Here is a 25,776-nt window from a genome sequence, read left to right as displayed (position 1 = left end):
CTGAGTCCCCGCCCCATGCCTTTGCTCGATACACCGTTCGCCCAACTCGACTTGATTCGCCAACCCGAACAGCAGAACGAACCGCTGCAAGCTTTCGATGCCGCCGACGAATACCTGCTCAATCATCTGGCCGCGCAACAGCCTGCGGCGAGCACGCGGGTGCTGGTGCTCAATGACAGCTTCGGCGCGTTAGCAGCCAGTTTGCTGGGCAAGGTTGAAGTGAGCAGCAGCGGCGACTCGTTTCTGGGCTTTCAGGGACTGGAAAAGAATTTGCTGCGCAACAGTCAGGCATTCGATGCCATTCGGCCGATTCCGGCGAGTGAGCCTTTGGTCGGGCCTTTCGATCGCGTGTTGATCCGCGTACCGAAAACCCTCGCGCTGCTCGAAGAACAATTGATTCGCCTGCAAGGGCAACTCGCTCCCGGCGCCGAAGTCATCGCAGCGGCGATGGTCAAACATTTGCCACGCGCTGCCGGTGATCTGCTGGAGCGCTACATCGGCCCGGTGCAAGCATCGCTCGCCGTGAAAAAGGCGCGACTGTTGATCGCCACACCGGAAGCGAAAGCCCCGGCTGTTTCGCCCTACCCGAGCCGTTACAGCCTCGACGAACCGGCCATCGAACTGCTCAACCACGCCAACGTGTTCTGCCGTGAAGGCCTGGACATCGGCACTCGCGCTTTTCTTCCGCATCTGCCGAAAAACCTCGGCAGCGCACGGGTTGCCGATCTCGGTTGTGGCAACGGCGTGTTGGCGATTGCCAGTGCGCTGCACAACCCTGACGCGCAGTACACGCTGGTTGATGAATCGTTCATGGCGGTGCAATCTGCCGCTGAAAACTGGCGCGCGGCGCTGGGTGATCGTGAAGTGATTGTTCGCGCTGGCGACGGTCTGGCTGGGCAAGAGCCGCAATCACTGGACGTGGTGCTGTGCAATCCGCCATTCCATCAGCAGCAAGTCGTCGGCGATTTTCTCGCCTGGCGCATGTTTCAGCAGGCGCGTGAGGCACTGGTGGTGGGCGGCGCGTTGTACATCGTCGGCAACCGACACTTGGGTTATCACAGCAAACTGGCGCGGCTGTTCCGGGGTGTCGAGCAAGTCGCGGCGACGCCGAAGTTCGTGATTCTCAAAGCCCGAAAATAATCTTCAGGGCAAAAAAACCCTCCATGCGGAGGGTTACAAAGCCGTACCCGAAGGCGCCGGGACGGGGATGATTCAGATTCAGTGCGTGGTCAGGCCTGCCGCGTTCATGAACATGCGCATCAGGCTGGCGGCGATGAACAACACGCCAACACTGCCGGCCCAGATCAGGGCCAGCCAGCCGATCCGCTGCCACAGCGGTTTTTTTTCGGCTTGTTCAATGTCGTGCAGGGAATGTTTGCCGGGCATTGTTTCGATCCTCAGTTAGATCAATGGCGCCGTTGCCGACGCCATCGCGAGCAGGCTCGCTTCCACAGGGTTTCGCTTAGTGGTAGCCGTCTTCGTGGGTGACCTTGCCGCGGAACACGTAGTAGCTCCAGAAGGTGTAACCCAGAATGAACGGGATGATGAACAGCGTCCCCACCAGCATGAAGCCCTGACTCTGCGGCGGCGATGCAGCGTCCCAGATCGAGATCGACGGCGGCACAATGTTCGGCCACAGGCTGATGCCCAAGCCGCTGTAGCCGAGGAAGATCAGCACCAGCGTCAGCAGGAACGGCGTGTAGTGGGCATTACGCGCCACCGCACGAATCAACCCGTACAGGGTGACCAACACCAGAATCGGCACCGGCATGAACCAGACCAGATTCGGCATGCTGAACCAGCGCGTGGCGATTTCCGGGTGGGCCAGCGGTGTCCACAGACTGACGACACCGATCACCGCCAGCAGCACGAATGCCAGTGGCCGCGCCAGATTGTGCATCTGCTCTTGCAGCTTGCCTTCGGTCTTCATGATCAACCAGGTGCAGCCGAGCAAGGCGTACGCCACCACCAGTGCCGCGCCGCAGAACAGCGTGAACGGTGTCAGCCAGTCGAGTGAACCGCCAGCGTATTGCCGATTGACCACCGGCAAGCCGTCAATGAACGCACCGAGTGCCACGCCCTGAAAGAACGTCGCCGCCACCGAACCGCCGATGAACGCCTTGTCCCACAAGTGACGCTTGTCGTCCTTGGCCTTGAAGCGAAACTCGAACGCCACACCGCGAAAGATCAAGCCGATCAGCATGAAGATCAGCGGCAGATACAGCGCCGACAACACCACCGAATACGCCAGCGGGAACGCGCCAAACAACGCCGCGCCGCCCAGTACCAGCCAGGTTTCATTGCCGTCCCAGACCGGGGCGACGGTGTTCATCATTACGTCACGGTCGACTTTGCCGGGGATGAACGGAAAGAGAATCCCGATGCCCAGGTCGAAGCCGTCCATGACCACGTACATCATGATGCCGAAGATGATGATCACGGCCCAGATCAGCGGAAGATCAATACCCATGAGTCAAATCTCCTTGGTCAGGCGAACGTCGTCGCCGTGATCGGCATCGGACGAATCGTCGGCAGCGGACAACGGACGGGCCGGTGTACGTTTTTTGCCAGGGCCACCATCCGGCGTCTCTGTGCCTTCGCTGATCTTCGGCCCTTTGCGCACCAGGCGCATCATGTAGCCGAGACCGGCACCGAACAGGGCGAAATACACCACGACAAACATGATCAACGTGATGCTCATCTGCATGAAACTGTGGTTGGAAGACGCGTCCGCCGTGCGCATCAGCCCGTAGACCACCCACGGCTGACGGCCGATTTCAGTGGTGAACCAGCCCGCCAGAATCGCGATCAGACCGGACGGCCCCATCCACAACGCCAGGTACAAGAACGGACGCGAGGTGTAGAGCGTGTCGCGTTTACGCAGCCACAGACTCCACAGACCGGTGAAGATCATCAGGAAACCGAGGCCGACCATGATCCGGAACGACCAGAACACGATGGTCGAATTCGGCCGGTCTTCCGGTGGGAATTCCTTGAGCGCCGGCACTTGTTTGTCCAGCGAGTGCGTGAGGATCAGGCTGCCGAGGTACGGGATCTCTACGGCAAATTTGGTGCGCTCTTCTTTCATGTCCGGCCAGCCGAACAGGATCAGCGGCGTGGCTTCGTCGCCCTTGTTTTCCCAGTGACCTTCGATCGCGGCGATTTTCGCCGGCTGATGTTTGAGGGTGTTGAGGCCGTGGAAGTCGCCGATGACTGCTTGAATCGGCGCGACGATCAGCGCCATCCACATTGCCATCGAGAGCATGGTGCGGATCGCCGGGTTGTCCTTGCCGCGCAGCAAATGCCAGGCCGCCGAGGAACCGACGAAGAACGCCGTGGCCACAAACGCTGCGGTCGCCATGTGCATCAAGCGGTACGGGAACGACGGGTTGAAAATGATCGCAAACCAATCGGTCGGAATCACCTGACCGTTGATGATCTCGAAGCCTTGCGGGGTCTGCATCCAGCTGTTGGAGGCGAGAATCCAGAAGGTCGAAATCAGCGTGCCGATGGCCACCATCACCGTGGAGAAGAAGTGCAATCCGCGCCCGACCTTGTTCCAGCCGAACAGCATGACCCCGAGGAAACCGGCCTCAAGGAAGAATGCCGTGAGCACTTCATAGGTCAGCAACGGCCCGGTAACGGCACCGGCGAAGTCCGAGAAACGGCTCCAGTTGGTGCCGAACTGGTAGGCCATGACCAACCCCGAGACCACGCCCATACCGAAGTTGACGGCAAAGATCTTCGACCAGAAATGGTAGAGGTCACGGTACGTGTCGTTATGGGTTTTCAGCCACAGGCCTTCGAGAACGGCGAGATAACTCGCCAGACCGATGGTGATGGCCGGGAACAGGATGTGGAACGAGATGGTGAACGCGAATTGAATTCGGGCGAGATCTAGTGCCTCTAAACCGAACATATGGCTTCCTCTGTCAGGTAATACCGGCGGCGGGGCTTGTGGCCCCTTGCACTACTGCCCCCACGGATATGGAGTGCGGCGAATTCGGATTCGTTCTTTTTGAAACCATCGCAACGCAGGGAGTCTGGCCAACTGGCCGTCTGATCAATTCCGTTTGGGGTCTTGATCTGGATCAAGCAACGTTGAAAGAATAGTCCCATTTTTGCCGATGAACCGCGTGGTCGTTTGCCGCGTGACAAGTTGCCTCATAACCGTGGCAAAACTTTGCAACAAATCCCCGGAACCATGTGATGGTGAGGCAACAACACAGAAACCCTGTGGCGAGGGGATTTATCCCCGTTGGGCTGCGAAGCGGCCCCCAATCCATTCAACGCGTTTTTTCAAATCAATCGCGTCGCCCAATTTGCGACTGCTGCGCAGCCGAACGGGGATAAATCCCCTCGCCACAGGGTGATTTGTGATCAATGAAGAGATCGATGTCTGGCTAACTAAATTTTTTGTCATAGCAACTTCCTGTTACAGACTGGTGATAACCTCGCGGTTTCCCTCGAACCAGACCTGCCCTCAGATGCCCAGCCAAGAGCCGTTGCTGTTACGCCACCATCGTCCCTTTCTCGCGTTCTGGATGGCGCGGATTTTCACCGCCAGCGGTTTTCAGATGCTCACCGTGGCGATTGGCTGGAACCTCTATCAACTGACCGGCAACGTCCTCGATCTGGGCCTGGTCGGTCTGGTCGAATTCGCCCCACGCGTGCTGTTCATGCTGCACACCGGGCATGTCGCCGACCGCTATGACCGACGCAAAGTCGCAGCGATCTGCCAGTCGTTGCAGGCCATGATCGCCCTCGCGCTGGCCATTGGTAGCGCCACCGATCACGTCACCCGCGAGATGATCTTCATCCTCGCCTTCCTGCTCGGTGCGGCGCGCTCCTTCGAGATGCCGACCACTCAGGCATTGCTGCCGAGCATCGTGCCCAGCGCCCTGTTCCCCCGAGCCGTCGCGGCAGCGCAATCGGCGCAACAATCAGCGACCATCGTCGCCCCGGCCCTTGGCGGTTTGCTCTACGCGTTCGGCAGCGTCTGGGTGTATGGCCCGACCGTGCTGCTTTACGTGATCGCCTGCACGCTGATGCTCAACCTGCCCGCGCGGCAAACACCGTTGAATAAAGGCAAAGCCACACTGGATTCGTTGCTGGCGGGGATCCGCTTCATTCGCAGCCGCCCGGATATTCTCGGGGCGATTTCGCTGGATCTGTTTGCGGTACTGCTCGGCGGTGCGACGGCGCTGCTGCCGGTGTTCGCCAAGGACATTCTGCTGACCGGCCCGTGGGGTCTGGGCCTGCTGCGCTCGGCGCCAGCGGTGGGTGCGCTGGGGATGTCACTGTTCCTCGCACGATTTGCTGTGGAACGTAACGTCGGTCGGGTGATGTTCACTGCGGTCGGCATCTTCGGCGTTGCGACCATCGCCTTCGGTCTGTCGACCTCGTTCTGGTTTTCGCTGGCGGTGCTGGTGGTGCTTGGCGCGGCAGACATGATCAGCATGGTCATCCGCGCCTCCTTCGTACAACTGGAAACCCCGGACGAAATGCGTGGCCGCGTCAGCGCGGTCAACGGCCTGTTCATCGGCGCTTCCAATCAGCTGGGCGAATTCGAATCCGGCGTCACCGCCCACTGGTTCGGCACCGTGCCCGCCGTGGTCATGGGCGGGATCGGCACGCTGGTGGTGACGGGGACGTGGATCAAGTTGTTTCCGACGCTGGCGAATCGGGACCGGATGCATGTGCCGGTGGAAGAGATGAAGGTTTGAGTTCATCGGCAAAATCGGCAGGCCAAACACACATCAGATGAAAATGTGCGGTACATAGATACCGCACTGAGTGTAATGTATCGCCTTACACTCGCCCCATGATCAAATCCTTTCAGCACAAAGGCCTTCGCGGCTTCTATGAAACAGGTTCGACTCGCGGGATTCGTGCCGACCACGCAAAACGGCTATCGCGCATGCTGCAGTTCATGGATCGCGCTACGCTTCCCGGGGATCTGGATCTTCCGGGATGGCGTTTGCATTCATTGAAAGGTGAGCTGAACGAATACTGGTCGCTGAGCGTTTCAGGCAACTGGCGAGTGATCTTTCGTTTTGTCGGCTCGGATATCGAATTGGTCGATTATCTGGACTACCACTGACAGGAGGCAGGCTCATGCCCATGCACAACCCGCCACACCCCGGCGAAACACTGTTGATGGATGTTCTGCCCGATTTGGGCATCAGTGTTACCGAACTGGCACGGCATCTGGGTTTTGCGCGCCCACATCTTTCCCGTGTATTGCACGGTCATGCGCCGATCAGCCCGGATCTGGCTGTACGCCTGGAGCGTGCGGGCATTGGTAAGGCTCGCGTTTGGCTGGGTGTTCAAACTGATTACGATCTGTGGCAAGCAGAACATCGCGAGCAGCCGCCAATTCAACCGATCGCTGCACACGCCTGATCGACTCAGGCCAACAACTCCCCCGCCACTTTCGCCCTGAGCGTCTTGCCCCCCAGTTGCTCAACCAGCGCCAAGGCAAACTCCAGCACCGCACCAGAGCCCTGCGCAGTGATGCAGTTGCCGTCGACCACTACCGGTTGATCAACAAACGTACAGCCCGACAGTTGATGACTGGCGCTGGGCAAGCAGGTCATGCGGCGTTGGCGCAGCACGCCAGCAGCTTGCAGGGCGACGGCCGGGGATTCGGCGATGGCGGCGAACAGGCGTCCGGCGCTGGATTGATCCTTAAGTATTTGTTGCAGAGGTTGGTGTGCAGCGAGGTGTTGGGCACCGACGGCGCCGCCGGGTAAAGCGATCAGGTCGAAGGTTTGCGCCAGCACATCGACGAGCATACCGTCGGCGGTCAGGCGGGTGCCGCGCGCGCAGGTGAGCATGCGCCGGCCTTCGATGCTGGCCGCGACGACTTCGATGCCGGCACGGCGTAGCACGTCGATGAGGGTCACGCTTTGCAGATCATCGATGCCCTCGGCGAGGGTAATCAGGGCTCTAAAGGTCATAGGCTGTGTCCGCTGGGTGATCCTTTAAGCGTAGTCAGCTTCGCCTGGATCGCGCAGCGCCAGCCGTTACTTGATGTAAAGCTGCGTTGAGACCTTGTTGCCCGGCGCGTTAATAGAAGTGTTGCTGTAGGTGAACGTGCCTTCCTGCTTGCCATCCAGATCAAAGATGTACAGCGTGCCGACGATCTTCGACGCGGCGCCGGTGCATTGGGTGAGGTTGCCGTTGCCGTAGGCGCAGACCTGGGTTTTCATTCCGTCGAGTTCGAAACCGTCCAGCGCGGCATTGGGAACGCGGCCGTAACCCATTTCCAGCACATACACCTTGATGTTGGCACCGCCGTGGTCGCAGGCCGTCTTGTCCTGCCCATCAGAAATATTTTCGATGCCGCAGGCCGCCGACTGCACCTTGAGCACCTGCACACTGGTCAACGGTGGCGCCGATGCCGCCATAACGGCTGGCACACCGGCCATAAACGTGCAAAACAGCCCCAACGATCGAACGAAATTGCGCTTGACGCCCATCATGACCCTCCCCCCAAAACAGGCGCGCAGTATGGCTCACTTCGCCTGACTGCAAAACATCGCCGACGATCGCAGCCAATCCCCCATGCTGCTGGTATGATGCGCGGCTTTTTCCGGCCCATCACAATTTCTCAGGCGCTTGCGACGGTCTGTGCTTTGCTGTTGAGGTCGATACATTCACGGCGCTACGCGCGCCACGGGGAGCAGACATGCTGGAAAGGCTGTTTCAACTCAAGGCACACAACACCAACGTGCGCACCGAGATTCTGGCGGGCATCACGACTTTCTTGGCCATGGCCTACATTCTGTTCGTCAACCCGAGCATTCTCGGCGAGACCGGCATGGACAAGGGTGCGGTATTCGTCGCCACCTGTCTGGCCGCCGCGATCGGTTCGACGGTCATGGGCCTGATCGCCAACTACCCGATCGCCCTCGCGCCGGGCATGGGCCTGAACGCCTTCTTCACTTACACCGTGGTGCTGCACATGGGCCACACGTGGCAAGTGGCGCTGGGCGCGGTGTTCATTTCGGCGGTGCTGTTCTTCCTGCTGTCGATCTTCCGCATCCGTGAATGGATCATCAACAGCATCCCGCTGCCGCTGCGCTCGGCGATTGCCGCCGGTATCGGCCTGTTCCTGGCGCTGATCGCCCTGCACAACGCCGGCATCGTGGTCAGCAACCCGGCGACCATGGTCGGCCTCGGTGACCTGAAACAACCGGCACCGATTCTCGCCACCCTCGGCTTTGCCCTGATCGTTGCCCTTGAAGCGCTGAAAGTGCGCGGTGCGGTGCTGATCGGCATTCTCGCGGTGACCATCACCTCCATCGTGATGGGCTTCACCCCGTTCGGCGGCGTGACGTCGATGCCACCTTCGCTGGCCCCGACCTTCCTGCAACTGGACATCAAAGGCGCACTGGACATCGGTCTGGTCAGCGTGATTTTCGCCTTCCTGTTCGTCGACCTGTTCGACAACTCCGGCACCCTGATCGGCGTCGCCAAGCGCGCCGGCCTGATGGGCAAGGACGGCCACATGCCGAAAATGGGTCGCGCACTGATCGCCGACAGCACCGCGGCCATGGCCGGTTCGCTGCTGGGTACGTCGACCACCACCAGCTACATCGAATCCGCCGCCGGCGTCAGTGCTGGCGGCCGTACCGGTTTGACCGCCATCGTCGTGGCGATTCTGTTCCTGCTGGCGCTGTTCTTCTCGCCACTGGCAGCCAGCGTTCCGGCGTTCGCCACTGCACCGGCACTGCTGTTCGTCGCCGTGTTGATGACTTCAGGCCTGGCGGAAATAGACTGGGACGACATCACTGTTGCCGCGCCGGTTGTGGTGACCGCGCTGGCCATGCCGTTCACTTACTCGATCGCCAACGGCATCGCCTTCGGCTTCATCTCCTGGACGGTGATCAAGTTGCTGTCCGGTCGCGCCCGTGAGCTGAACCCGGCGCTGGTGATTCTGTCGATTCTGTTCGTGATCAAGTTGGGTTGGTTCAACGCATGACATTTGATTCCCAGGCTTACGCCGAGCAACTCGAAGCCAAGGTCACGCGCTTGCGTGATCTGCTGGCGCCGTTCGATGCCCCCGAGCCGACCGTGTTCGACTCGCCGCTGCAGAACTTCCGTCTGCGCGCCGAATTCCGCCTGTGGCGCGAGGGCGGCGATCGGCATTACGCGATGTTCGCTCAGGACGACAAGCGCACGCCGATTCTGATCGAAGAATTCCCGATCGCCAGCCTGCGCATCAATCAGTTGATGCCGCAGCTGAAAGCGGCGTGGCAGGCCAGTTCGGCGCTGAGCCACAAGTTGTTTCAGGTCGAGTTTCTGACCACGCTGTCCGGCGATGCGATGATCACCCTGTGCTATCACCGTCCGCTGGACGAGCACTGGCACGCGGCGGCGACCAAACTGGCGGCGGATCTCGGCGTCAGCATCATCGGTCGCTCGAAAGGCAAACGCGAAGTGCTTGGCCTCGATTACGTGGTCGAGAAACTCGAAGTCGGCGGTCGCACCTTCAGCTATCGCCAACCGGAAGGCGCGTTCACCCAGCCGAACGGCACCGTGAACCAGAAGATGCTCAACTGGGCATACGAAGCACTCGGTGATCGCACTGACGATCTGCTGGAGTTGTACTGCGGCAACGGCAACTTCACCCTGCCGCTCGCCACCCGCGTGCGCAAAGTGCTGGCCACCGAAATCAGCAAGACCTCGGTCAACGCGGCACTGAGCAACCTCAGCGAAAACGCTGTGGATAACGTCACCCTTGTGCGTTTGTCCGCCGAAGAACTGACCGAAGCGCTCAACGAAGTGCGCCCGTTCCGTCGCCTGCAAGGCATCGACCTGAAGAGCTACGAGTTCGGCAGCGTCTTCGTCGACCCGCCACGCGCCGGCATGGATCCGGACACCTGCGAACTGACCCGGCGTTTCGACAACATCCTCTACATCTCCTGCAACCCGGAAACCCTGGCGGCCAACATCGCCCAGTTGCACGACACGCACCGCATCACCCAGTGCGCGTTGTTCGACCAGTTCCCGTGGACGCACCACATGGAATCGGGTGTGTTACTGACCCGACGTTGATTGCGGGATAGCTGTTACGAGGAAGCCGTCTTGATTGACGGCTTTTTTGTGGGTACTCGAAAAGATCGCAGCCTGCGGCAGCTCCTACAGGGAAATGCATTCCTATGTAGGAGCTGCCGCAGGCTGCGATCTTTGATCTGTGCGATCACCGAACATAAAACGCCACGTGCATTTTTGTTCAATTGACCATGGTAACCATCTAGTACATTTTATCTCCACAGGCCGAAACCTCTGGCCAAAGCCAAAAACAATAAGTGGAGTTACCCCTCATGCCCCCTATCGTTCTGGTGCTCAACGGCCCGAACCTGAACCTGCTTGGCACCCGCGAGCCGGCGACTTATGGTCACGAAACCCTGGCGGATATTTCGGCACTGTGCGGTCGCGCGGCTGAAGAATTCGGCCTGGCCGTGGAGTTTCGCCAGACCAATCACGAAGGCGAATTGCTCGACTGGATTCACGCGGCTCGCGGTCGTTGCGCCGGGATCGTGATCAATCCGGCCGCGTGGACGCACACGTCGGTGGCGATTCGCGATGCGCTGGTGGCCAGTGAATTGCCGGTGATTGAAGTGCATCTGTCCAACGTCCACGCCCGCGAACCGTTTCGTCATCACTCGTTTGTCTCGGCGATTGCTACGGCGGTGATGGCCGGGTTCGGCAGTCATGGCTATCACCTGGCGCTGGAACATTTCAGTCAGCGGCTGAAGGGGTGAATCGCATGTCCCGTGGCAACGTAATACTCGCCGGACTGATCGGCGCCGGTATTCAGGCTTCGCGCACACCGGCGCTGCATGAACACGAAGGCGATGCGCAGGGCATGCGTTATCTGTATCGATTGATCGATCTCGATCAATTGCAAATGGACAGCACCGCCCTGCCCGATCTGCTGCTGGCAGCTGAACGGATGAACTACACCGGGCTGAATATTACCTTTCCGTGCAAGCAGGCGATTATTCCGCTGCTTGATGAGTTGTCGCTGGAAGCCAGAGGCATCGGCGCGGTGAATACCGTGGTGCTGAGGGACGGCAAGCGCGTCGGTCACAACACTGATTGTCTGGGTTTCGCCGAGGGTTTTCGCCGTGGTTTGCAGGACGCTGCCCGTGAGCGTGTCGTCCAGATGGGCGCAGGTGGTGCGGGCGCGGCAGTGGCCCACGCGTTGTTGAGCGAAGGCGTACAACAGTTGAGCATTTTCGACGTCGACAGTGAGCGTGCGGAAAGTCTGGCGAACAACTTGAATCAGCATTTCGGCTTCGGTCGTGCGGTGGCGGGTCGGGATTTGCCGAGTACGCTGAATCTGGCTGATGGTCTGGTCAACACCACGCCGATGGGTATGGCCAAACTGCCGGGCATGCCAGTGCCAGTCGAGTTGCTGCGCAAGGAATTGTGGGTGGCGGAGATTGTGTATTTCCCGCTGGAAACCGAGCTGCTGCGCAATGCTCGCGCATTGGGTTGCCGCACGTTGGATGGCGGCAACATGGCGGTGTTTCAGGCGGTGAAGGCGTTTGAACTATTCAGCGGCGTGGTGCCGGATGCGCAGCGGATGCTGGCGCATTTTCAAAGCATGAATGGTTGAAGATCAAAAGATCGCAGCCTGCGGCAGCTCCTACAGGGATCGGTGTAGGAGCTGCCGAAGGCTGCGATCTTTTGATTGTCAGGCTTGCAGGTAGCGCAGCACCGATTCGCAGATCATCTCGCGATGACGCTGTTTGATGTTTTCATCCGGCAGGTCAATCTGGAAAATCTCGCCAAACGTGTGCCGGTTCGACACGCGATAGAAGCAGAACGAACTGATCAACAAATGCACATCCAGCGCATCCAGCCCCGCACGGAACACACCTTCATCAGCACCGCGACGCAGAATCTCGCCGAGCGAATCGAGGATGGTGTTGTTCATCGCCTTGATCGCATCGGAACGCTTCACGAATTCAGCGTTGTGGATATTTTCGATGCTGACGATGCGCACGAAATCGACGTTGCGATCGTGGTGATCGAAGGTGAATTCGACCAATCGTCGAATCGCCACCTCTGGCGACAACTCGGCCAGATGCAGGCGGTTTTCGGTGTTGCGGATATCGCCGTAAAGCTTCTCCAGCACCTCGACGTACAACTGCTCTTTACTGCCGAAGTAGTAATAGATCATGCGTTTGGAGGTGTGGATGCGCTCGGCGATCGCGTCAACGCGAGCACCGGACAAACCTTGCTGGACGAACTCGACGATCGCCTCCTGCAGGATGTTCTCGCGGGTCTTTTCCGGGTTGTTTTTGCGACTCTTGCGCGGCTCTACGACGGGCACGACAGTAGCTGCGGAAAGTTCTGAATTTATCGTCATTGCGGGCTCACGGCCATCACTGCACAGGCGGCGATTATGGGCCGCGCCGCACAGTGAAGGAAGCCGCGCGAGCCGTGTTTAATCCCGCGTTTACGAATTTCCTACAACTTCGCCTGGCGAACGGCGCCGCTGCGTGATTTGGCCATCGCCGCCAAACGCACCGCGACATTCGCTGCGCCGTAACCGGCATAACCGTTTTTGCGCTGGATGATCTCGAAGAAGAAGCGCCCTTCGAACGGCTCGGTGTAGACGTGAAACAGCTCGCCGCCCTGCGCATCACGGTCGTAGAGCACGTTGTAATAGGCCAGCTCGCTGAGGAATTCGTCGTCGAAATCGAAGCGTGCGGCGAGGTCGTCGTAATAGTTGAGCGGAATATCCAACAGCGGCACACCGGCCTCTTTGGCACGACTGACTTCGGCGAAGATGTCGTCACAATCGAAGGCGATGTGATGCACACCGGAACCGCGATAACTCGACAGCGCATGGGAGATCGCGGTGTTGCGGTTCTCTGAAATATTCAGCGGCAAGCGGATCGAGCTGTCGCGACTGCGCAGTGCGCGGCTCTTCACCAGCCCGTACGGGTCGGGCAGCACCACTTCATCATCCGCTTCGAAATCCAGCAGGCTCTTGTAGAACAGCACCCAACTGTCGAGGCTGTCGGCCGGCAGCGCCATGGCCATGTGGTCGATGCGCTTGAGCCCGCCACGAGCCGGCGCGTCGGCCAGCAGATTGAAATCGGTGCCGTAGACATCGGCCTGTTCATCGACCAGATAAATCAGGCTGCCATCCGGCGCGCGCACTGCCGCCAGTTCCAGTTCGTTGGGGCCGACCAGTCCGCGATAGGGCTGACCTTTGTAAGCCACGGCGCGGGCCAAAGCACTGGCGCTGTCCTTGACCCGCACGGCGGTGGCGCACAACGACGGGCCGTGGGCTTCGAAAAAACTGTGGGCGAAAGAGTAAGGTTCGGAGTTGAGAATCAGGTTGATGTCGCCCTGACGCAACAGGCTCACGCTCTTGGAGCGGTGCTGCCCGGCCTTGACGAAACCCAAGCGCTCCAGCCAGTTCGACAGCTTGGCACCGAGGCTTTCATCGACGGCAAACTCGAGAAACTCGATGCCGTTGTACTCGCTGGCCTTTGGCGTTTCGAAAAGAATTTCGCGGTTGGCCACAGGCGTCGCTTCCTGCTCCAGACGCTGGCGAGTCTTCTCCTCCAGGTACAGCAGCGAACGCAAACCGTCGGCAGCATTGGCCCGTGGCGGCGCGGCGCGGAAGCCGTCATTGAAGATTTCCAGCGACAGCGGCCCGGTGTAACCGCTCTGGATGATCGGCGCGAGGAAGCCCGGCAGATCGAATTCGCCCTGCCCCGGGAAGCAGCGGAAATGCCGGCTCCACTCCAGCACGTCCATCTGCAGAATCGGCGCATCGGCCATTTGCACGAAGAAGATTTTGTCGCCGGGAATGTCGGCAATGGCGCGCGGATCGCCCTTCAGCGACAAGGTGTGAAAGCTGTCGAGCAGCACGCCGAGGCTCGGATGATCGGCCTGACGCACGATGTCCCAGACCTGTTGATAAGTATTGACGTGACGGCCCCAGGCCAGCGCTTCGTAACCAATGCGCAAGCCGCGCGCACCGGCGTGTTCGGCCAGCAAGCGCAGGTCATCGACTAGAATTTGTTGATCGCCGACGCTGTCCGCCGAGGCGTTGCTGCAGACCAGCACCAGGTCGGTGCCGAGTTCCTGCATCAGGTCGAACTTGCGTTCGGCGCGCTCAAGATTGCGCGCCAGGCGATCGCGGCGGCAGCCTTCGAAATCGCGGAACGGCTGGAACAGGGTGATGGCGATGCCGAGATCGGCGCACATCTGTTTAATTTCTCGCGGGCTGCCGTCGTAGTACAGGAGGTCGTTTTCGAAGATCTCCACCCCGTCGAACCCGGCGGCAGCAATGGCTTCGAGTTTTTCCGGCAGGGTGCCGCTCAAGGAGACGGTGGCAATGGAACGCTGCATGTTTCAACTCCCGGACTGCGCCGCTTGATCTTTACTGTAGGAGCTGCCGAAGGCTGCGATCGTTTGATCTTTATTCGTGGAGAGCAAAATCAACAGATCGCAGCCTTCGGCAGCTCCTACATGGGATGGTTTTTTATAGTGGAGAAATTATTGGCTGCATTGAACGCGGCAGCAATTTAAAGTGTACTACCCGGTTAGTTTTGCGTGCGATTATCGAACACAATGGCGGTTTGGCGAATTGACGATTTTTCGTCCACTGCCCACCATCGACCGCACATTGAGTCCGGATATGAACCACCGGTCGCAGCGTGCAAAGAAAAAAAGCACACCAAATAAAAAATCCAAAAACGGGTGGAACACATGATTCCTTCACAGACTTCCCGCATGGCTCCGGCCATGAGCACTGCCTCAGGTGGCATCGGCGACAAGATCCGCGGCGCCATGGCGGTCGGCAAAACCCGCTGGGGCATGCTGGCGCTGGTGTTTTTCGCCACCACCCTGAACTACATCGACCGCGCCGCCCTCGGCGTCATGCAGCCAATCCTCGCCAAGGAAATGAGCTGGACGGCGATGGATTACGCCAACATCAATTTCTGGTTTCAGGTCGGCTACGCGATCGGTTTCGTCCTGCAAGGTCGACTGATCGACCGGGTCGGCGTCAAACGCGTGTTCTTCTGCGCCGTGCTGCTCTGGAGCCTGGCCACCGGCGCCCACGGTCTGGCGACATCGGCGGTCGGTTTCATGGTCTGCCGATTTATCCTCGGCCTCACCGAAGCGGCGAACTACCCGGCCTGCGTGAAAACCACGCGCCTGTGGTTTCCCGCTGGCGAACGTGCAGTCGCCACTGGCATCTTCAACGCCGGCACCAACGTCGGCGCGATGTTCACGCCAATGTTGCTGCCGCTGGTTCTCCACGTCTGGGGCTGGCAAGCCGCGTTCCTGTGCATGTCGGCGCTGGGCGGCATCTGGTTGTTGTTCTGGGGTTTGAAGTATTTCAACCCGGAAGATCACCCGAGCGTCAAGCAATCCGAACTGGACTACATCCAGCAGGAAGTTGAACCGGAACAGGCCCGCGTACCGTTCTCGAGAATCCTGCGCATGCGCGGCACCTGGGCCTTCGCCATCGCTTATGCGCTGACCGCGCCGGTGTTCTGGTTCTACCTGTACTGGCTGCCGCCGTTTCTCAATCAGCAATACAACCTGGGCATCAACGTCACCCAGATGGGTATTCCGCTGATCATCATCTACGTGACGGCTGACTTCGGCAGCGTCGGCGGCGGCATTCTGTCTTCGTTCCTGATCGGTCGCGGCATGAACTCGATCAAGGCGCGGCTGCTGTCGATGTTGCTGTTCGCCTGCTGCATCATCGGCGTGATCATGGCGGCTGGCTCGGCCAATCTGTGGGTCGCGGTGGCGGCGATTTCTCTGGCGATCGGCGCGCATCAGGCCTGGACGGCGAACATTTGGAGTCTGGTGATGGACTACACGCCCAAGCACATGATGAGCACAGTGTTCGGTTTCGGCGGCATGTGCGCGGCGATCGGCGGGATGTTCATGACCCAGATCGTCGGCCATATCCTCACCGTGACCAACAACAACTACACCGTGTTGTTTACCCTGATTCCGGCGATGTATTTCCTTGCGCTGACGTGGATGTACTTCATGGCCCCGCGCAAGATCCCTACCATCACCGAATAAATCCTTGTAGGAGCTGCGGCACGCTGCGATCTTTTGATCTTGATGTTGAAGATCAAAAGATCGCAGCCTCGTTCCACTCGTCAGCTCCTACAGGGGTTTGTGTTTCCGGCTTTGTTGCCACGCTGCTGCCAGTCCGCTGCAGCAGATCACCGCGATACCGATGATCGTCAATACACTCGGCGTGTGATTGAACAGCAGCCAGCCCAACAACCCCGCAAACACGATCTGGCAATACCCGAACGGCGCCAGCAGCGCCGGCGCGGCATGGCGGAACGCCTGGGTCAGGAACAAATGCGCGGTCATCCCGCAACTGCCCAGCGCCAGCATCAACCCGGCGTGGGTCAGCGTCGGCACCTGCCAGAAGAACGGCACCAGCGCACTCATCACCAACGTGTTGCACAACCCGGCGAAGAAGTTGCTGGTGGTCGGACTATCAATCTCCGCGAGCTTGCGGGTGAGTAATTGATAGAAGCAGAAAAACAGCGCCGAGCAGAACGGCAACAGCACCGCCGGCGTGAACAGTTCACCGCCCGGGTGGACGATGATCAGCACGCCGATAAAGCCGCAAATGACGGCGATCCATTGGCCGCGTGTCACTCGTTCTTTGAGCAGCGGCACCGACAACGCCGTGACCAACACCGGTGCAAGAAAGTTGACCGCCGTGGCTTCCGCCAATGGGATGTACAGCAGCGCCGTGGTGAAAAACAGGCTGGTGCCGAGTAGGCAAAGTGCTCGAACCAACTGCCACAACGGCTTCTTGGTACGTAGGACGCGCAGTCCGGACTGCGGCAGAAAAATTCCCGCCATCAGTAAGGTGTGCACCAAATAACGCGCCCACACCACCATCACGATCGGATAGAAACCGGAGAGGTATTTCGACAGCGCGTCGTGGCTGGAGAACAGAAAAGTCGCCACGACAATCAGCAGGATCCCTTTGAAGGGTTGGTTGACACCGGAGAGCGGAGTGCTGACGGTCATTGGGTTTCCTTGTGTTGCCAAAAAAGATCAAAACCTTCGGGCAAGCCTTGCTCCCACACGGTTTGCGTAAACCCCGTTGGAGCAAAGCTTGCTCGCGAACAGGTGCGCAGCACCGCTTAAAGCCGCGCCAACAATTCCCGCGTTCTATCGATCGCCATCTTCGCCCGATCCAATCCACTCACGCCCTGCTCCAGCAGTTTAACCGTAGGAATTTCCAGGCTCAGTGGGATATTAGCCGGCAGCGCTTTCAGCAACCCGAGCAAATCGCAATCACCCTCGCCGGGAAACCGTCGCTCGTTGCGCGCCTGACGCAAGATCTCGGCCATGTCTGACGGCCTCGGCCCTGCGACATCACATAACTGCGCATAACGCAGTCGCGACGATGGCACCTTCGCAAGATCCTCAAGCTTTGACGCCGAACGATCAAAGTGGAAGGCATCGACCAACACCGCAGCATTTTCCCGACTAGCGTTTTCCACAATCCGCAGCGCTTGCTCAAGGTTGCGCGCATCCGTCCAGGGCATGAACTCCAGATGCGGATGCAATCCGAGCGGCGCCGCCAAATCGCACAACGCGGCAAAGTTATCCGTGAGTCGCTGCTCGTCAGGATCGTTACCGGCGACGAGCAATTCAGTCGCACCAAACTCCGCGCCGACCGTAAGAAGCTTCTCGAAATCGGCAACAACGGTCTGCGGTTTCAGACGGAGGATTTCCACGTCGAGCACGCGGATGCCAGTGTCGCGCAATCGCTCCATCGTCCTACGCCGCAAATCGTTATCGGCTACCAGTGGGAAGTGATATTCCTCGGGCGTTGCCGGTTCCAGACGCAATCCGACATGGCTGTATCCGGCGCGAGCAGCGACTTCGACCATTTGCGGTGGCGACAACTCCAGCACGGTCAGGCTGGCCAGGGAGAGAATACGTTCGCTCATGTTCAAGCCTCGATCAGTGCAGGGGCGCAAGCACGGCCGGTGGAGGCGGCTTCGCGAATGGCTTCGATCAGCGCGAGGGTGCGCGCGGCATCAGCAGCACTGACCAACGGCTCGACTTCGCGCCGAGCCACGCGGACGAAATGCTCTAACTGCAAGCGTAAAGCTTCCTCACCGCCGTAGGACTCTTCCACACTCAACAACGGTTCATGCCAACCGGCGTCCACCTGATCGGCGGCGTAATGCCAGCGTTTGAGCTGCGGAATGCTCAACGCCCCGGCGGTACCCGCCAGCAGATAACACGGTTGATCCGCCTGACGCGGATAAGCCGGGTTTTCACCGGAGGCCAGCTCCCAACTCCACGGTGCCGCCACCGCATCGGAGCCGCTCAACGTGCCCAATGTGCCGCCGGCAAATTGCAGCAACACCGCCGCGCTGTCCTCGTTGGCGAAACCGCGCACCGAGTTGTCGGTGAACGCTTGCACCGAACGCACTTCACCGCACAGGTGACGCAACAAATCGAGGTCGTGAATCAGGTTGGTCAGCAACATCCCCGCCCCCGCCTCACGGCGCCACGGGATCTCGAAATAGCTGTCCGGTTTACGCACCTGGAACAATGCGGTGACCGTGGTCAAACGCCCGAGCGCACCGCTTTGCACCAGCTCATGGGCACGGACGATCAGCGGATTGTGGCGTCGATGATGGCCGACCAATACCGGCACGCCGCTGCGTTTAACCGCCGCGACCAGATCGCGCACTTCATCCAGATGCACGCCGACCGGTTTTTCCAGCAGCACCGGTACACCGGCCGCCAGACAATCGAGCGCCGTGCTGACGTGTTGGTTATTAGGATTGGCGACGATGACTGCGTCTGGATTGATCTGATCAAGCATCTGACGGTGATCGGCGAAATGTCTGACACCCCAGTCAGCCGCAAGAGTGGCGGCTTGCGGCCCGGGATCCGCCACTGCGCACAATGTGGCTTTGCTGAGGGTTTGCAGGTGCCGGTAATGTTGCTGACCCATATTGCCAGCGCCGATCAGGGCGATTCGAAGGGGCGAATTCAAGGCGCGATCCTTTTGTGATTGTTGTCGGAAAAAATACCCCAGCAACAATTTAGAACCGAGTTCCAGAATCAAACACCCATCAACCTCAAAACCGTGCGAACACCGCACATTTTTGGACTGAAACCAAAATCCCCTGTAGGAGCTGCCGAAGGCTGCGATCTTTTGATCTTAAAAAACAAAGTCAAAAGATCGCAGCCTGCGGCAGCTCCTACCGGGGATTTGTGGAGTGTCAGATAAACAATTCAGAAGCCAGGCTGGCGGCGGATAATTCTTCAGCAAATCTCAACAACAACGGCGCCAACTCATGCAACCGCGCCCCCGGCATCCGCGCACTCGGCCCGGCAATACTGAGCACGCCAATCACCCGACCATCCGCCGGATGTTTGACCACCGCCGCAATCGCCGACGTGCCGACCGCCGAGCTTTCCTCGACCCACGCATACCCTTGCTCACGGGCCAGACGCAGGCGTTCCAGCAGTTCAATATTGGAGCGCGGCGCATTCGGCCCGATACCCACCGGCACCTCCGCCGCCTGTCGCTCAACCAGTGACAACGCCTCGGCATCGCTCATGCACGCCAGCCACGCATGCCCGGAAGCGGTGTAAAAAAGCGGCGCATCGCGGCCCATGTCCGGGTCATAACGCAGACCGGTACGCGCACCCTGCGCCTTGGCAATCCAGGTTTGCCGCTCGCCATCAATCACACCGAGACGCACCAGTTCGCCGGTTTCCTGCGCTAGCCGATCCAGCACGGGCTGAACAATATCGGCGCCACTGCTCGACAGGTATTGAAAGCCCATCGCGACCAGTTTGGTCGACAAGTGATAACGCAAGGTCTCGGGATTCTGCCGCACGTAGCCGAGGCGAATCAGCTCGGCGAGCAAGCGGTGAGTCGCGCTTTTCGGAATGTCCAATTGCTCGGCAAGCGTCTGCATCGGCAGCCCGCGCGGATCACTGGTGAGGCTTTCCAGCACGCTGAAAACCCGTTCAATCTGACTGCCGGCCATGGGGAAATCCAAATGAAATTTCGCCGATTCTAGAAGACATCGCCGGTAAAGCGAAATCTGGAACCGGCTGTTCGATAACCGCCCGCTTTGTCGTATCGAGGCTTGTAGGCCGACGGCAGCAATGGTTATTTTCTGGAATCGAATTCCAAAAACAATTCTGCGCTGGAGCCTTGTTTGATGCCTGCCGAACTTCCCGCTATCGACTGCGACGTTTTGATCGTCGGCTCCGGCGCCGCCGGATTGTCGGCAGCCGTCACTGCTGCGTGGCATGGCCTGAAGGTCATCGTCGTCGAAAAGGATTCGGTATTCGGCGGCGCCACCGCATGGTCGGGTGGCTGGGCGTGGGTGCCGTGCAATCCGCTGGCTCGTCGCGCCGGCATCATCGAAGACGTCGAACAACCGCGCACCTATTTGCGCCATGAACTGGGCGAGCATTTTGACCCGGCGATGATCGATACCTTCCTCGAGGCCGGGCCAAATATGGTGGCGTTTTTCGAGCAACACACCGCACTGCAATTCGCCGACGGCAACGCGATTGCCGACATCCATGGCGACACCCCGGGCGCGGGCACCGGCGGGCGCTCAGTGATTGCCGCGCCCTACAACGGGCGCAAGGTCGGACGCTTGCTCAAGCGACTTCGTACGACCATGCGCGAAACGTCCTTCATGGGCATGCCGATCATGGCGGGCGCGGATCTCTCGGCATTCCTCAATCTGACCCGCTCACTGAAAGCCGCCTGGCACGTGACGCGACGTTTCACCCGGCACCTGTTTGACCTCGCGACGCATGGCCGCGCACTGCAACTGGTCAACGGCGTGGCACTGGTCGCGCGACTGGCGAAATCGGCCGAAGACCTTGGCGTGTTGCTGTGGGAATCGGCGCCGGTGACTGAGTTGCTGCGTGACGAAAACCGCGTTTGCGGTGCAGTGATCAACAGCAAAAAAGGCCCGATCCGCATCCATGCACGCAAAGCCGTCGTACTCGCAGCAGGTGGTTTCGCCAACGACATCGAACGGCGCAAAGCCCTGTTCCCACGCACGCCCACCGGCCACGAACATTGGGCGTTGCCGCCGCTGGCCGTGAATGGTGATGGCTTGCGGCTGGGCGAAAGCGTCGGCGCGCGGGTCAACACCGACGTTGCGTCACCCGTCGCGTGGGCACCCGTCTCGCAAGTGCCTCATTCCGACGGCAGCATCGGCCATTTCCCACACATCATCGAGCGCGGCAAACCCGGCATCATCGGCGTACTGAGCAACGGCCAGCGTTTCGTCAATGAAGCGAATGGTTACTTCGACTACGTCAGCGCCATGGTTAACGCGGCGCCACCAGGTGAAGAAGTCGCCTCATGGCTGATCTGCACCCACGCCTTTCAGCGCCGCTATGGCCTCGGCATGTCACGGCCGTTTCCGGTTCCGTTGTCAGAATTTATCCGCAGCGGTTATCTGAAAACCGGTAACACCGTTGAGGAATTAGCCAACGCTTGCGCCATCGACTCGAACGGTTTGCGCCAAACCCTCGACGACTACAACCGCCATGCCCACAACGGCGAAGATCCGCAATTCGGGCGCGGCGCAACGCCCTACAACCGCAAACAGGGCGATCCGGCGAACCTTCCCAACCCCTGCGTTGCCCCAATAGAAACCGGCCCGTTCTACGCCGTGAAAGTACAACCGGGATGCTTCGGCACTTTTGCCGGGCTCAAGGTCAACCCACACGCGCAAGTGCTCGACGCCAACCAACACCCTATCGCCGGGCTGTATGCAGCGGGCGGCGACATGGCCAGCATCATGGGCGGCCACTACCCCGCGGGCGGAATCAACCTCGGCCCGGCGCTGACGTTCGGCTACATCGCCGCTCGGCATATCGCCGGCATCACTGCTTTCGAACAGGAGATCGACCATGCAGCACATCGTTAATGCCCAGGGTTTGAACATGCCGAAACTCGGTCTCGGCACATGGCCGATGCTCGGCGAAGAATGCACCCAGGCCGTGGAGCAAGCGCTGGAACTCGGTTATCGACACATCGACACGGCTGCGGCCTACAACAATGAGGACGCGGTCGGACAAGCCTTGTCGAATACGCCGACACCGCGCGAGCAGATTCACGTCACCACCAAGGTCTGGTGGGATCAGTTGCAACCCGACGCCATGCGCCACTCCCTGGATCGCAGCCTCAAGGCCTTGCGCAGCGATTACGTCGACCTGTTCATGCTGCACTGGCCCACCACCGATTGGGACTTGCCGCGCACGCTCGAAACCTTGGCCTCGTTCAAGGAGCAAGGCCTGGCGCGCAATATCGGTGTGGCGAATTTTCCGCTGCCGCTGCTGCGCACAGTGGTCGAGGAGTACGGCATCGATCTGTCAGCGATTCAGATCGAGTACCACGTCCTGCTCGGACAAAACGCCCTGCTCGACTACGCTCGCCAACACAATCTGGCGCTGACAGCCTACACACCGCTGGCGCGCAACAAGGTTTCACACATTGCCGAGATCCAGCAGATTGCCGCCAAGCATGGCGTGCTGCCGACGCAGGTCGCGCTGAAATGGCTGCTTGATCAAGACAACGTCGCAGCGATTCCCAAGGCGAGCAGCAAAGCCAATCAACTGGCCAATCTCGCGGCACTGGAGGTCAATCTCGACGATGAAGACCGGGCGCTGATTGCCAGTCTGTCGAAGCGCGAGCGTCAGGTCAGCCCGGACTTCGCGCCGGTGTGGGACGCGTTTGATCAGTGAGTAGGAAAACAGCGTTTGCCCGGTTTAAAACGTCAGTAACAAGATCGGTCTTACGCGCTCTTACACATCTGCCCTGCACAACTTGAGCTGTGCGGTTATTCATAGACGAGGCGAAAAAAGCCCCATCAACCTATGAGAGACCGCACCATGCTATGGAACAAGGCAAGACGCAGCGACAACGTCAACGACACGCGAGAGGGCAAGGACGCCCGCAGACTGACAGGGAAAAAACTCGGCGCCGGGCTGGCCGCCGCCGCGCTGACAGGCGTGGCGCTCTATTCGAGCTACAACACCGCGCCACAGGCGCCTGCCGCTGAGGACTACATCAGTCAGGAAATCGCGCAGGTCGACGACCCCCAACTCAAATTCATCGAATCGATACTCGGCGACACCGAAGACACCTGGAAACAGATATTTGCCAGTACCGGGCAACACTACCCGGCGCCCTCATTGACCCTGTTCAGCGATGGCATCGCGTCGGGCTGCGGCTTTGCCAGTGCGTCAAGCGGCCCCTTTTATTGCCCCGCCAACCAAAACATCTACATGGATCCGGCGTTCTTCGAACAGATGGCCGAGCGCTTTTCGGTGGTCGGTGACTTCGCTCAGGCTTACATCCTCGCCCACGAAGTCGGCCATCACGTGCAAATTGCCTTAGGTATTTCCGCACCGTTTGAAAGCGCGCTGTCCGCCAGGCAGCCTGTGACCGGCGACTCAGGACTGGAGGTGCGCGTCGAACTGCAGGCCGATTGTCTGGCCGGGGTCTGGGCTCACCATGCGCAACAACGCCATGCGTGGCTGGAACCGGGCGACATCGACGAAGCACTGAACGCTGCCAGCGTGCTCGGCGATGATGCGCTGCAACGTGCGCGAAACCAGACAGTACGTCCCGAGACCTTCAGCCACGGCACATCACAACAGCGCAGTGCCTGGTTCAGCGCAGGATTCGGTAGCGGCCGCGTCGAGGCGTGCGATACCTTCAACGCCGCGCAGTTGTAAGCTTGGCAATATCGGCATCTGCTTTAGAACCGGCGTCGATCACGATGGTCTGACGACCGGACTGGCGCCACCGTCGCGCACCAGCAACACTCATCACCACGTACAACAGAGGATTCCCACATGCTATGGAAAAAAGGCCGACGCAGTGACAACGTCGTCGACGCCCGGGGTGATGATGCAGGCGGTGGCGGTGGCGGCATGCGCTTTGGTGGCGGCAAAGGTCTGAGCCTGGGGGCGATTCTGCTGATCGTCGGCATCGGCTGGATCACCGGCCAGGATCCGATGCAGATCCTCGGCCAGCTCGCCGGGCAATCTACCCAGCAAGCGGCACCGACTTCGCAGACCCGTCAGGCGCCGCCGGCCAACGATGAGCAGGCTGAATTCGTCCGCTCGATCCTCGGTGATACCGAGGACACCTGGGGTTCGATTTTCCAGCAGGCCGGTCGCCAATATAAGGATCCGACCCTGGTGCTGTTCAGCAACCGGGTCAATTCGGCGTGCGGTCTGGCCACCTCCGCCACCGGCCCGTTCTATTGCCCGGCTGACCAGAAGGTCTATCTGGACATGGCGTTCTTCCAGGAAATGTCGCAACGCTTCAAGGCGGCCGGCGATTTCGCTCAGGCCTACGTGATTGCGCACGAAGTCGGACACCATGTGCAGACGCTTCTCGGCGTCTCGGCGAAAATTCAGACAGCGCGCCAGCAAGGTCGGCAGGTGGAAGGCGACGGCGGTTTGCTGGTGCGTCAGGAGTTGCAGGCCGATTGCCTCGCCGGTGTCTGGGCTTACAGTGCGCAGAAGCGTTTGAACTGGCTGGAACCGGGCGACATCGAAGAAGCCTTGAACGCGGCCAACGCCATCGGTGATGATCGCTTGCAGCAACAGGGTCAGGGCCGTGTGGTGCCGGACTCGTTTACCCACGGCACGTCGGCGCAAAGGGTGCGCTGGTTTAAAACCGGATTCGCGCAGGGCCAGGTCGGCCAGTGCGACACCTTCGCGGCGAAAAACCTGTAAATGCATAAATGGCTTTTGGCGTTACTGATCGTTGGCAGCACCGCGCACGCCGCAGGTGTCGATGCGATCAGCCCCGGTCGCTTGCAACTCAAGGCCGGGGAAATGGCAGTGGGCATCGGCCCGGCGCCGGAAAAAATCGAGCGTGTGCTGATCGTCATTCATGGCCGTTTGCGCAACGCCGAGACCTATCGCAAAAGCGCCGAAAGCGCCGCCGAACTGGCCGGACAGACTGCACACACGCTGGTGATCGCCCCGCAGTTTCTCAATGAAAGCGATGTCGCCCTGTACTCGTTGCCCGCCACGTTACTGCGTTGGCAAGGCAATGAGTGGATGGGTGGCGGCTTATCCACAGGGCCGAATCCGTTGAGTTCGTACGCGGCACTGGATGAAATCGTCGCGCGTATCACCGATCGCAAACAGTTTCCCGACGTGAAGCAGATCGTGATTTTCGGCCACTCCGGCGGCGGCCAAGTGGTGCAGCGCTATGCCCTGCTGGCCAAGGAGCAACCGGCGCTGAAGGCCAACGGCATTCGTCTGCGTTATGTGGTGGCGAATCCGTCGTCGTATGCGTATTTCAATGAACAGCGGCCGGCGGCGTTCGATCACGCCAAGTGCCCGGGTTTCAATCGCTGGAAGTACGGGCTGGCAGACATGCCGGTTTACGCCGGTGGGCAAACGCCGCTGCAGCTTGAAAGCAGTTACGTCAAACGCGAGGTGATCTATCTGCTCGGGCAGCAGGATATTGATCCGCAGCACCCGGCGCTGGACAAGAGTTGCGCGGCGGAAGCGCAGGGTGCGTACCGTCTTGAGCGTGGGAAATCTTACTTCGGCTATCTGCTGCGCCGACATCCGGAAGGGGTCAATCAGCGGCTGGTTGAAGTACCGGGGGTTGGGCATAACGGCGATGGGATGCTGACGTCGCCGGAGGGGCAGAAGGCGTTGTTTGAATAGCTAGAAGCAAAA

The 25,776-nt window shown here is 59.7% G+C and carries 25 protein-coding genes; 14 read left to right on the top strand and 11 right to left on the bottom strand.

Annotated elements, in window-relative coordinates; translation table 11 throughout:
• Positions 1-15 precede the first annotated feature (15 nt).
• Complete coding sequence (locus ACIOMO_RS18555; protein ID WP_401242711.1) at positions 16-1,140, top strand: methyltransferase; 1,125 nt, start codon at positions 16-18, stop codon at positions 1,138-1,140.
• A gap of 78 nt (positions 1,141-1,218) precedes the next feature.
• Here ACIOMO_RS18555 and ACIOMO_RS18550 read toward each other — a convergent pair whose 3' ends face one another.
• The 3 genes from ACIOMO_RS18550 to ACIOMO_RS18540 form a co-directional block, all read right to left on the bottom strand.
• Positions 1,219-1,386, bottom strand: coding sequence for a DUF2474 domain-containing protein (locus ACIOMO_RS18550; protein WP_401242709.1), 168 nt, complete (start codon positions 1,384-1,386; stop codon positions 1,219-1,221).
• 76 nt (positions 1,387-1,462) lie between these two features.
• Positions 1,463-2,470, bottom strand: a complete 1,008-nt coding sequence (cydB, locus tag ACIOMO_RS18545; RefSeq protein WP_053124037.1) for a cytochrome d ubiquinol oxidase subunit II — start codon at positions 2,468-2,470, stop codon at positions 1,463-1,465.
• Positions 2,471-2,473: 3 nt separating this feature from the next.
• Positions 2,474-3,919, bottom strand: a complete 1,446-nt coding sequence (locus ACIOMO_RS18540; protein ID WP_159813600.1) for a cytochrome ubiquinol oxidase subunit I — start codon at positions 3,917-3,919, stop codon at positions 2,474-2,476.
• Between the two features lie 568 nt (positions 3,920-4,487).
• On the opposite strand from ACIOMO_RS18540, the gene ACIOMO_RS18535 reads away from it, so the two are divergent.
• The 3 genes from ACIOMO_RS18535 (at position 4,488) to ACIOMO_RS18525 (ending at position 6,405) form a co-directional block, all read left to right on the top strand.
• The gene (locus ACIOMO_RS18535) at positions 4,488-5,726 is read left to right on the top strand and encodes an MFS transporter (protein ID WP_159813602.1); all 1,239 of its coding nucleotides are present in this window, start codon (positions 4,488-4,490) and stop codon (positions 5,724-5,726) included.
• Between the two features lie 98 nt (positions 5,727-5,824).
• Complete coding sequence (locus tag ACIOMO_RS18530) at positions 5,825-6,103, top strand: type II toxin-antitoxin system RelE/ParE family toxin (RefSeq protein ID WP_401242705.1); 279 nt, start codon at positions 5,825-5,827, stop codon at positions 6,101-6,103.
• A gap of 14 nt (positions 6,104-6,117) precedes the next feature.
• Positions 6,118-6,405, top strand: a complete 288-nt coding sequence (locus tag ACIOMO_RS18525) for a HigA family addiction module antitoxin (protein ID WP_212545787.1) — start codon at positions 6,118-6,120, stop codon at positions 6,403-6,405.
• Between the two features lie 5 nt (positions 6,406-6,410).
• Here the strand turns inward: ACIOMO_RS18525 and ACIOMO_RS18520 are convergent, their stop codons facing one another.
• Positions 6,411-6,962, bottom strand: coding sequence for a DJ-1 family glyoxalase III (locus ACIOMO_RS18520; protein WP_401242702.1), 552 nt, complete (start codon positions 6,960-6,962; stop codon positions 6,411-6,413).
• 66 nt (positions 6,963-7,028) lie between these two features.
• Positions 7,029-7,433, bottom strand: coding sequence for a DUF4879 domain-containing protein (locus ACIOMO_RS18515; RefSeq protein WP_401242747.1), 405 nt, complete (start codon positions 7,431-7,433; stop codon positions 7,029-7,031).
• 260 nt (positions 7,434-7,693) lie between these two features.
• Between ACIOMO_RS18515 and ACIOMO_RS18510 the strand changes: the two genes are divergently transcribed.
• From ACIOMO_RS18510 to ACIOMO_RS18495, 4 genes are all read left to right on the top strand, one after another.
• The gene (locus tag ACIOMO_RS18510; protein WP_053124049.1) at positions 7,694-8,989 is read left to right on the top strand and encodes an NCS2 family permease; all 1,296 of its coding nucleotides are present in this window, start codon (positions 7,694-7,696) and stop codon (positions 8,987-8,989) included.
• Positions 8,986-10,065: a tRNA (uridine(54)-C5)-methyltransferase TrmA gene (gene trmA / locus ACIOMO_RS18505; protein ID WP_141126443.1), complete on the top strand. Its 1,080-nt coding sequence runs from the start codon at positions 8,986-8,988 to the stop codon at positions 10,063-10,065. The genes ACIOMO_RS18510 and trmA overlap by 4 nt, the downstream gene beginning before the upstream one ends.
• Before the next feature lie 269 nt (positions 10,066-10,334).
• The gene (aroQ, locus tag ACIOMO_RS18500) at positions 10,335-10,775 is read left to right on the top strand and encodes a type II 3-dehydroquinate dehydratase (RefSeq protein ID WP_401242699.1); all 441 of its coding nucleotides are present in this window, start codon (positions 10,335-10,337) and stop codon (positions 10,773-10,775) included.
• 5 nt (positions 10,776-10,780) lie between these two features.
• Entirely contained in the window at positions 10,781-11,635 is an 855-nt protein-coding gene (locus ACIOMO_RS18495) for a shikimate dehydrogenase (RefSeq protein ID WP_401242696.1), read from the top strand.
• A 78-nt stretch (positions 11,636-11,713) separates the two neighbouring features.
• Here ACIOMO_RS18495 and ACIOMO_RS18490 read toward each other — a convergent pair whose 3' ends face one another.
• Positions 11,714-12,391: a TetR family transcriptional regulator gene (locus tag ACIOMO_RS18490; protein ID WP_282357751.1), complete on the bottom strand. Its 678-nt coding sequence runs from the start codon at positions 12,389-12,391 to the stop codon at positions 11,714-11,716.
• Positions 12,392-12,492: 101 nt separating this feature from the next.
• Complete coding sequence (quiC, locus tag ACIOMO_RS18485) at positions 12,493-14,394, bottom strand: 3-dehydroshikimate dehydratase QuiC (protein WP_099757239.1); 1,902 nt, start codon at positions 14,392-14,394, stop codon at positions 12,493-12,495.
• Positions 14,395-14,754: 360 nt separating this feature from the next.
• Here quiC and ACIOMO_RS18480 point away from each other — a divergent pair, with 360 nt between their 5' ends.
• Positions 14,755-16,092 carry an MFS transporter gene (locus ACIOMO_RS18480; protein ID WP_401242692.1) on the top strand — a complete coding sequence of 446 codons (1,338 nt, stop codon included), beginning with the start codon at positions 14,755-14,757 and terminating at the stop codon, positions 16,090-16,092.
• Between the two features lie 87 nt (positions 16,093-16,179).
• Here the strand turns inward: ACIOMO_RS18480 and ACIOMO_RS18475 are convergent, their stop codons facing one another.
• The 4 genes from ACIOMO_RS18475 to ACIOMO_RS18460 all read right to left on the bottom strand — a co-directional run bounded on the left by ACIOMO_RS18475 (position 16,180) and on the right by ACIOMO_RS18460 (position 20,072).
• Positions 16,180-17,070, bottom strand: coding sequence for a DMT family transporter (locus tag ACIOMO_RS18475; protein ID WP_159813620.1), 891 nt, complete (start codon positions 17,068-17,070; stop codon positions 16,180-16,182).
• Positions 17,071-17,186: 116 nt separating this feature from the next.
• On the bottom strand, positions 17,187-18,002 hold the full coding sequence (locus tag ACIOMO_RS18470) for a sugar phosphate isomerase/epimerase (protein ID WP_159813622.1): 816 nt from the start codon (positions 18,000-18,002) through the stop codon (positions 17,187-17,189).
• A gap of 2 nt (positions 18,003-18,004) precedes the next feature.
• Positions 18,005-19,066: a Gfo/Idh/MocA family protein gene (locus tag ACIOMO_RS18465; RefSeq protein WP_401242689.1), complete on the bottom strand. Its 1,062-nt coding sequence runs from the start codon at positions 19,064-19,066 to the stop codon at positions 18,005-18,007.
• A gap of 229 nt (positions 19,067-19,295) precedes the next feature.
• Entirely contained in the window at positions 19,296-20,072 is a 777-nt protein-coding gene (locus tag ACIOMO_RS18460) for an IclR family transcriptional regulator (RefSeq protein ID WP_159813626.1), read from the bottom strand.
• 177 nt (positions 20,073-20,249) lie between these two features.
• Between ACIOMO_RS18460 and ACIOMO_RS18455 the strand changes: the two genes are divergently transcribed.
• The 5 genes from ACIOMO_RS18455 to ACIOMO_RS18435 all read left to right on the top strand — a co-directional run bounded on the left by ACIOMO_RS18455 (position 20,250) and on the right by ACIOMO_RS18435 (position 25,764).
• Positions 20,250-21,989, top strand: a complete 1,740-nt coding sequence (locus ACIOMO_RS18455) for an FAD-dependent oxidoreductase (protein WP_401242685.1) — start codon at positions 20,250-20,252, stop codon at positions 21,987-21,989.
• A complete protein-coding gene (locus ACIOMO_RS18450; RefSeq protein WP_401242682.1) occupies positions 21,973-22,806 on the top strand; it encodes an aldo/keto reductase in 834 nt (277 codons plus the stop codon). The genes ACIOMO_RS18455 and ACIOMO_RS18450 overlap by 17 nt, the downstream gene beginning before the upstream one ends.
• 147 nt (positions 22,807-22,953) lie before the next feature.
• Positions 22,954-23,802 (top strand): neutral zinc metallopeptidase, encoded by an 849-nt coding sequence (locus tag ACIOMO_RS18445; RefSeq protein ID WP_401242679.1) that lies wholly within the window; start codon positions 22,954-22,956, stop codon positions 23,800-23,802.
• 120 nt (positions 23,803-23,922) lie between these two features.
• Entirely contained in the window at positions 23,923-24,813 is an 891-nt protein-coding gene (locus ACIOMO_RS18440) for a neutral zinc metallopeptidase (protein ID WP_401242677.1), read from the top strand.
• Positions 24,814-25,764, top strand: a complete 951-nt coding sequence (locus ACIOMO_RS18435) for an alpha/beta hydrolase family protein (protein WP_401242674.1) — start codon at positions 24,814-24,816, stop codon at positions 25,762-25,764.
• Positions 25,765-25,776: the final 12 nt, after the last annotated feature.

It is taken from the genome of Pseudomonas sp. NPDC087804 (assembly GCF_044742965.1).
Taxonomy (GTDB): Bacteria; Pseudomonadota; Gammaproteobacteria; order Pseudomonadales; family Pseudomonadaceae; genus Aquipseudomonas; species Aquipseudomonas rustica.
The sequence above is the reverse complement of the archived record's forward strand: the minus strand, read 5'-3'. Positions and strand labels throughout refer to the sequence as shown.

What these genes read in the sequence shown, in the direction of transcription:
- ACIOMO_RS18475 (WP_159813620.1), bottom strand. Translation starts at nt 17,070, where the DNA reads ATGACCGTCAGCACTCCGCTCTCCGGTGTCAACCAACCCTTCAAAGGG.
- ACIOMO_RS18440 (WP_401242677.1), top strand. Translation starts at nt 23,923, where the DNA reads ATGCTATGGAAAAAAGGCCGACGCAGTGACAACGTCGTCGACGCCCGG.
- cydB (WP_053124037.1), bottom strand. Translation starts at nt 2,470, where the DNA reads ATGGGTATTGATCTTCCGCTGATCTGGGCCGTGATCATCATCTTCGGC.
- ACIOMO_RS18445 (WP_401242679.1), top strand. Translation starts at nt 22,954, where the DNA reads ATGCTATGGAACAAGGCAAGACGCAGCGACAACGTCAACGACACGCGA.
- ACIOMO_RS18525 (WP_212545787.1), top strand. Translation starts at nt 6,118, where the DNA reads ATGCCCATGCACAACCCGCCACACCCCGGCGAAACACTGTTGATGGAT.
- quiC (WP_099757239.1), bottom strand. Translation starts at nt 14,394, where the DNA reads ATGCAGCGTTCCATTGCCACCGTCTCCTTGAGCGGCACCCTGCCGGAA.
- ACIOMO_RS18460 (WP_159813626.1), bottom strand. Translation starts at nt 20,072, where the DNA reads ATGGCCGGCAGTCAGATTGAACGGGTTTTCAGCGTGCTGGAAAGCCTC.
- ACIOMO_RS18490 (WP_282357751.1), bottom strand. Translation starts at nt 12,391, where the DNA reads ATGACGATAAATTCAGAACTTTCCGCAGCTACTGTCGTGCCCGTCGTA.
- ACIOMO_RS18515 (WP_401242747.1), bottom strand. Translation starts at nt 7,433, where the DNA reads ATGGCCGGTGTGCCAGCCGTTATGGCGGCATCGGCGCCACCGTTGACC.
- aroQ (WP_401242699.1), top strand. Translation starts at nt 10,335, where the DNA reads ATGCCCCCTATCGTTCTGGTGCTCAACGGCCCGAACCTGAACCTGCTT.
- ACIOMO_RS18555 (WP_401242711.1), top strand. Translation starts at nt 16, where the DNA reads ATGCCTTTGCTCGATACACCGTTCGCCCAACTCGACTTGATTCGCCAA.
- ACIOMO_RS18510 (WP_053124049.1), top strand. Translation starts at nt 7,694, where the DNA reads ATGCTGGAAAGGCTGTTTCAACTCAAGGCACACAACACCAACGTGCGC.
- ACIOMO_RS18520 (WP_401242702.1), bottom strand. Translation starts at nt 6,962, where the DNA reads ATGACCTTTAGAGCCCTGATTACCCTCGCCGAGGGCATCGATGATCTG.
- ACIOMO_RS18455 (WP_401242685.1), top strand. Translation starts at nt 20,250, where the DNA reads ATGCCTGCCGAACTTCCCGCTATCGACTGCGACGTTTTGATCGTCGGC.
- ACIOMO_RS18540 (WP_159813600.1), bottom strand. Translation starts at nt 3,919, where the DNA reads ATGTTCGGTTTAGAGGCACTAGATCTCGCCCGAATTCAATTCGCGTTC.
- ACIOMO_RS18550 (WP_401242709.1), bottom strand. Translation starts at nt 1,386, where the DNA reads ATGCCCGGCAAACATTCCCTGCACGACATTGAACAAGCCGAAAAAAAA.
- ACIOMO_RS18495 (WP_401242696.1), top strand. Translation starts at nt 10,781, where the DNA reads ATGTCCCGTGGCAACGTAATACTCGCCGGACTGATCGGCGCCGGTATT.
- ACIOMO_RS18480 (WP_401242692.1), top strand. Translation starts at nt 14,755, where the DNA reads ATGATTCCTTCACAGACTTCCCGCATGGCTCCGGCCATGAGCACTGCC.
- ACIOMO_RS18470 (WP_159813622.1), bottom strand. Translation starts at nt 18,002, where the DNA reads ATGAGCGAACGTATTCTCTCCCTGGCCAGCCTGACCGTGCTGGAGTTG.
- trmA (WP_141126443.1), top strand. Translation starts at nt 8,986, where the DNA reads ATGACATTTGATTCCCAGGCTTACGCCGAGCAACTCGAAGCCAAGGTC.
- ACIOMO_RS18530 (WP_401242705.1), top strand. Translation starts at nt 5,825, where the DNA reads ATGATCAAATCCTTTCAGCACAAAGGCCTTCGCGGCTTCTATGAAACA.
- ACIOMO_RS18535 (WP_159813602.1), top strand. Translation starts at nt 4,488, where the DNA reads ATGCCCAGCCAAGAGCCGTTGCTGTTACGCCACCATCGTCCCTTTCTC.
- ACIOMO_RS18435 (WP_401242674.1), top strand. Translation starts at nt 24,814, where the DNA reads ATGCATAAATGGCTTTTGGCGTTACTGATCGTTGGCAGCACCGCGCAC.
- ACIOMO_RS18450 (WP_401242682.1), top strand. Translation starts at nt 21,973, where the DNA reads ATGCAGCACATCGTTAATGCCCAGGGTTTGAACATGCCGAAACTCGGT.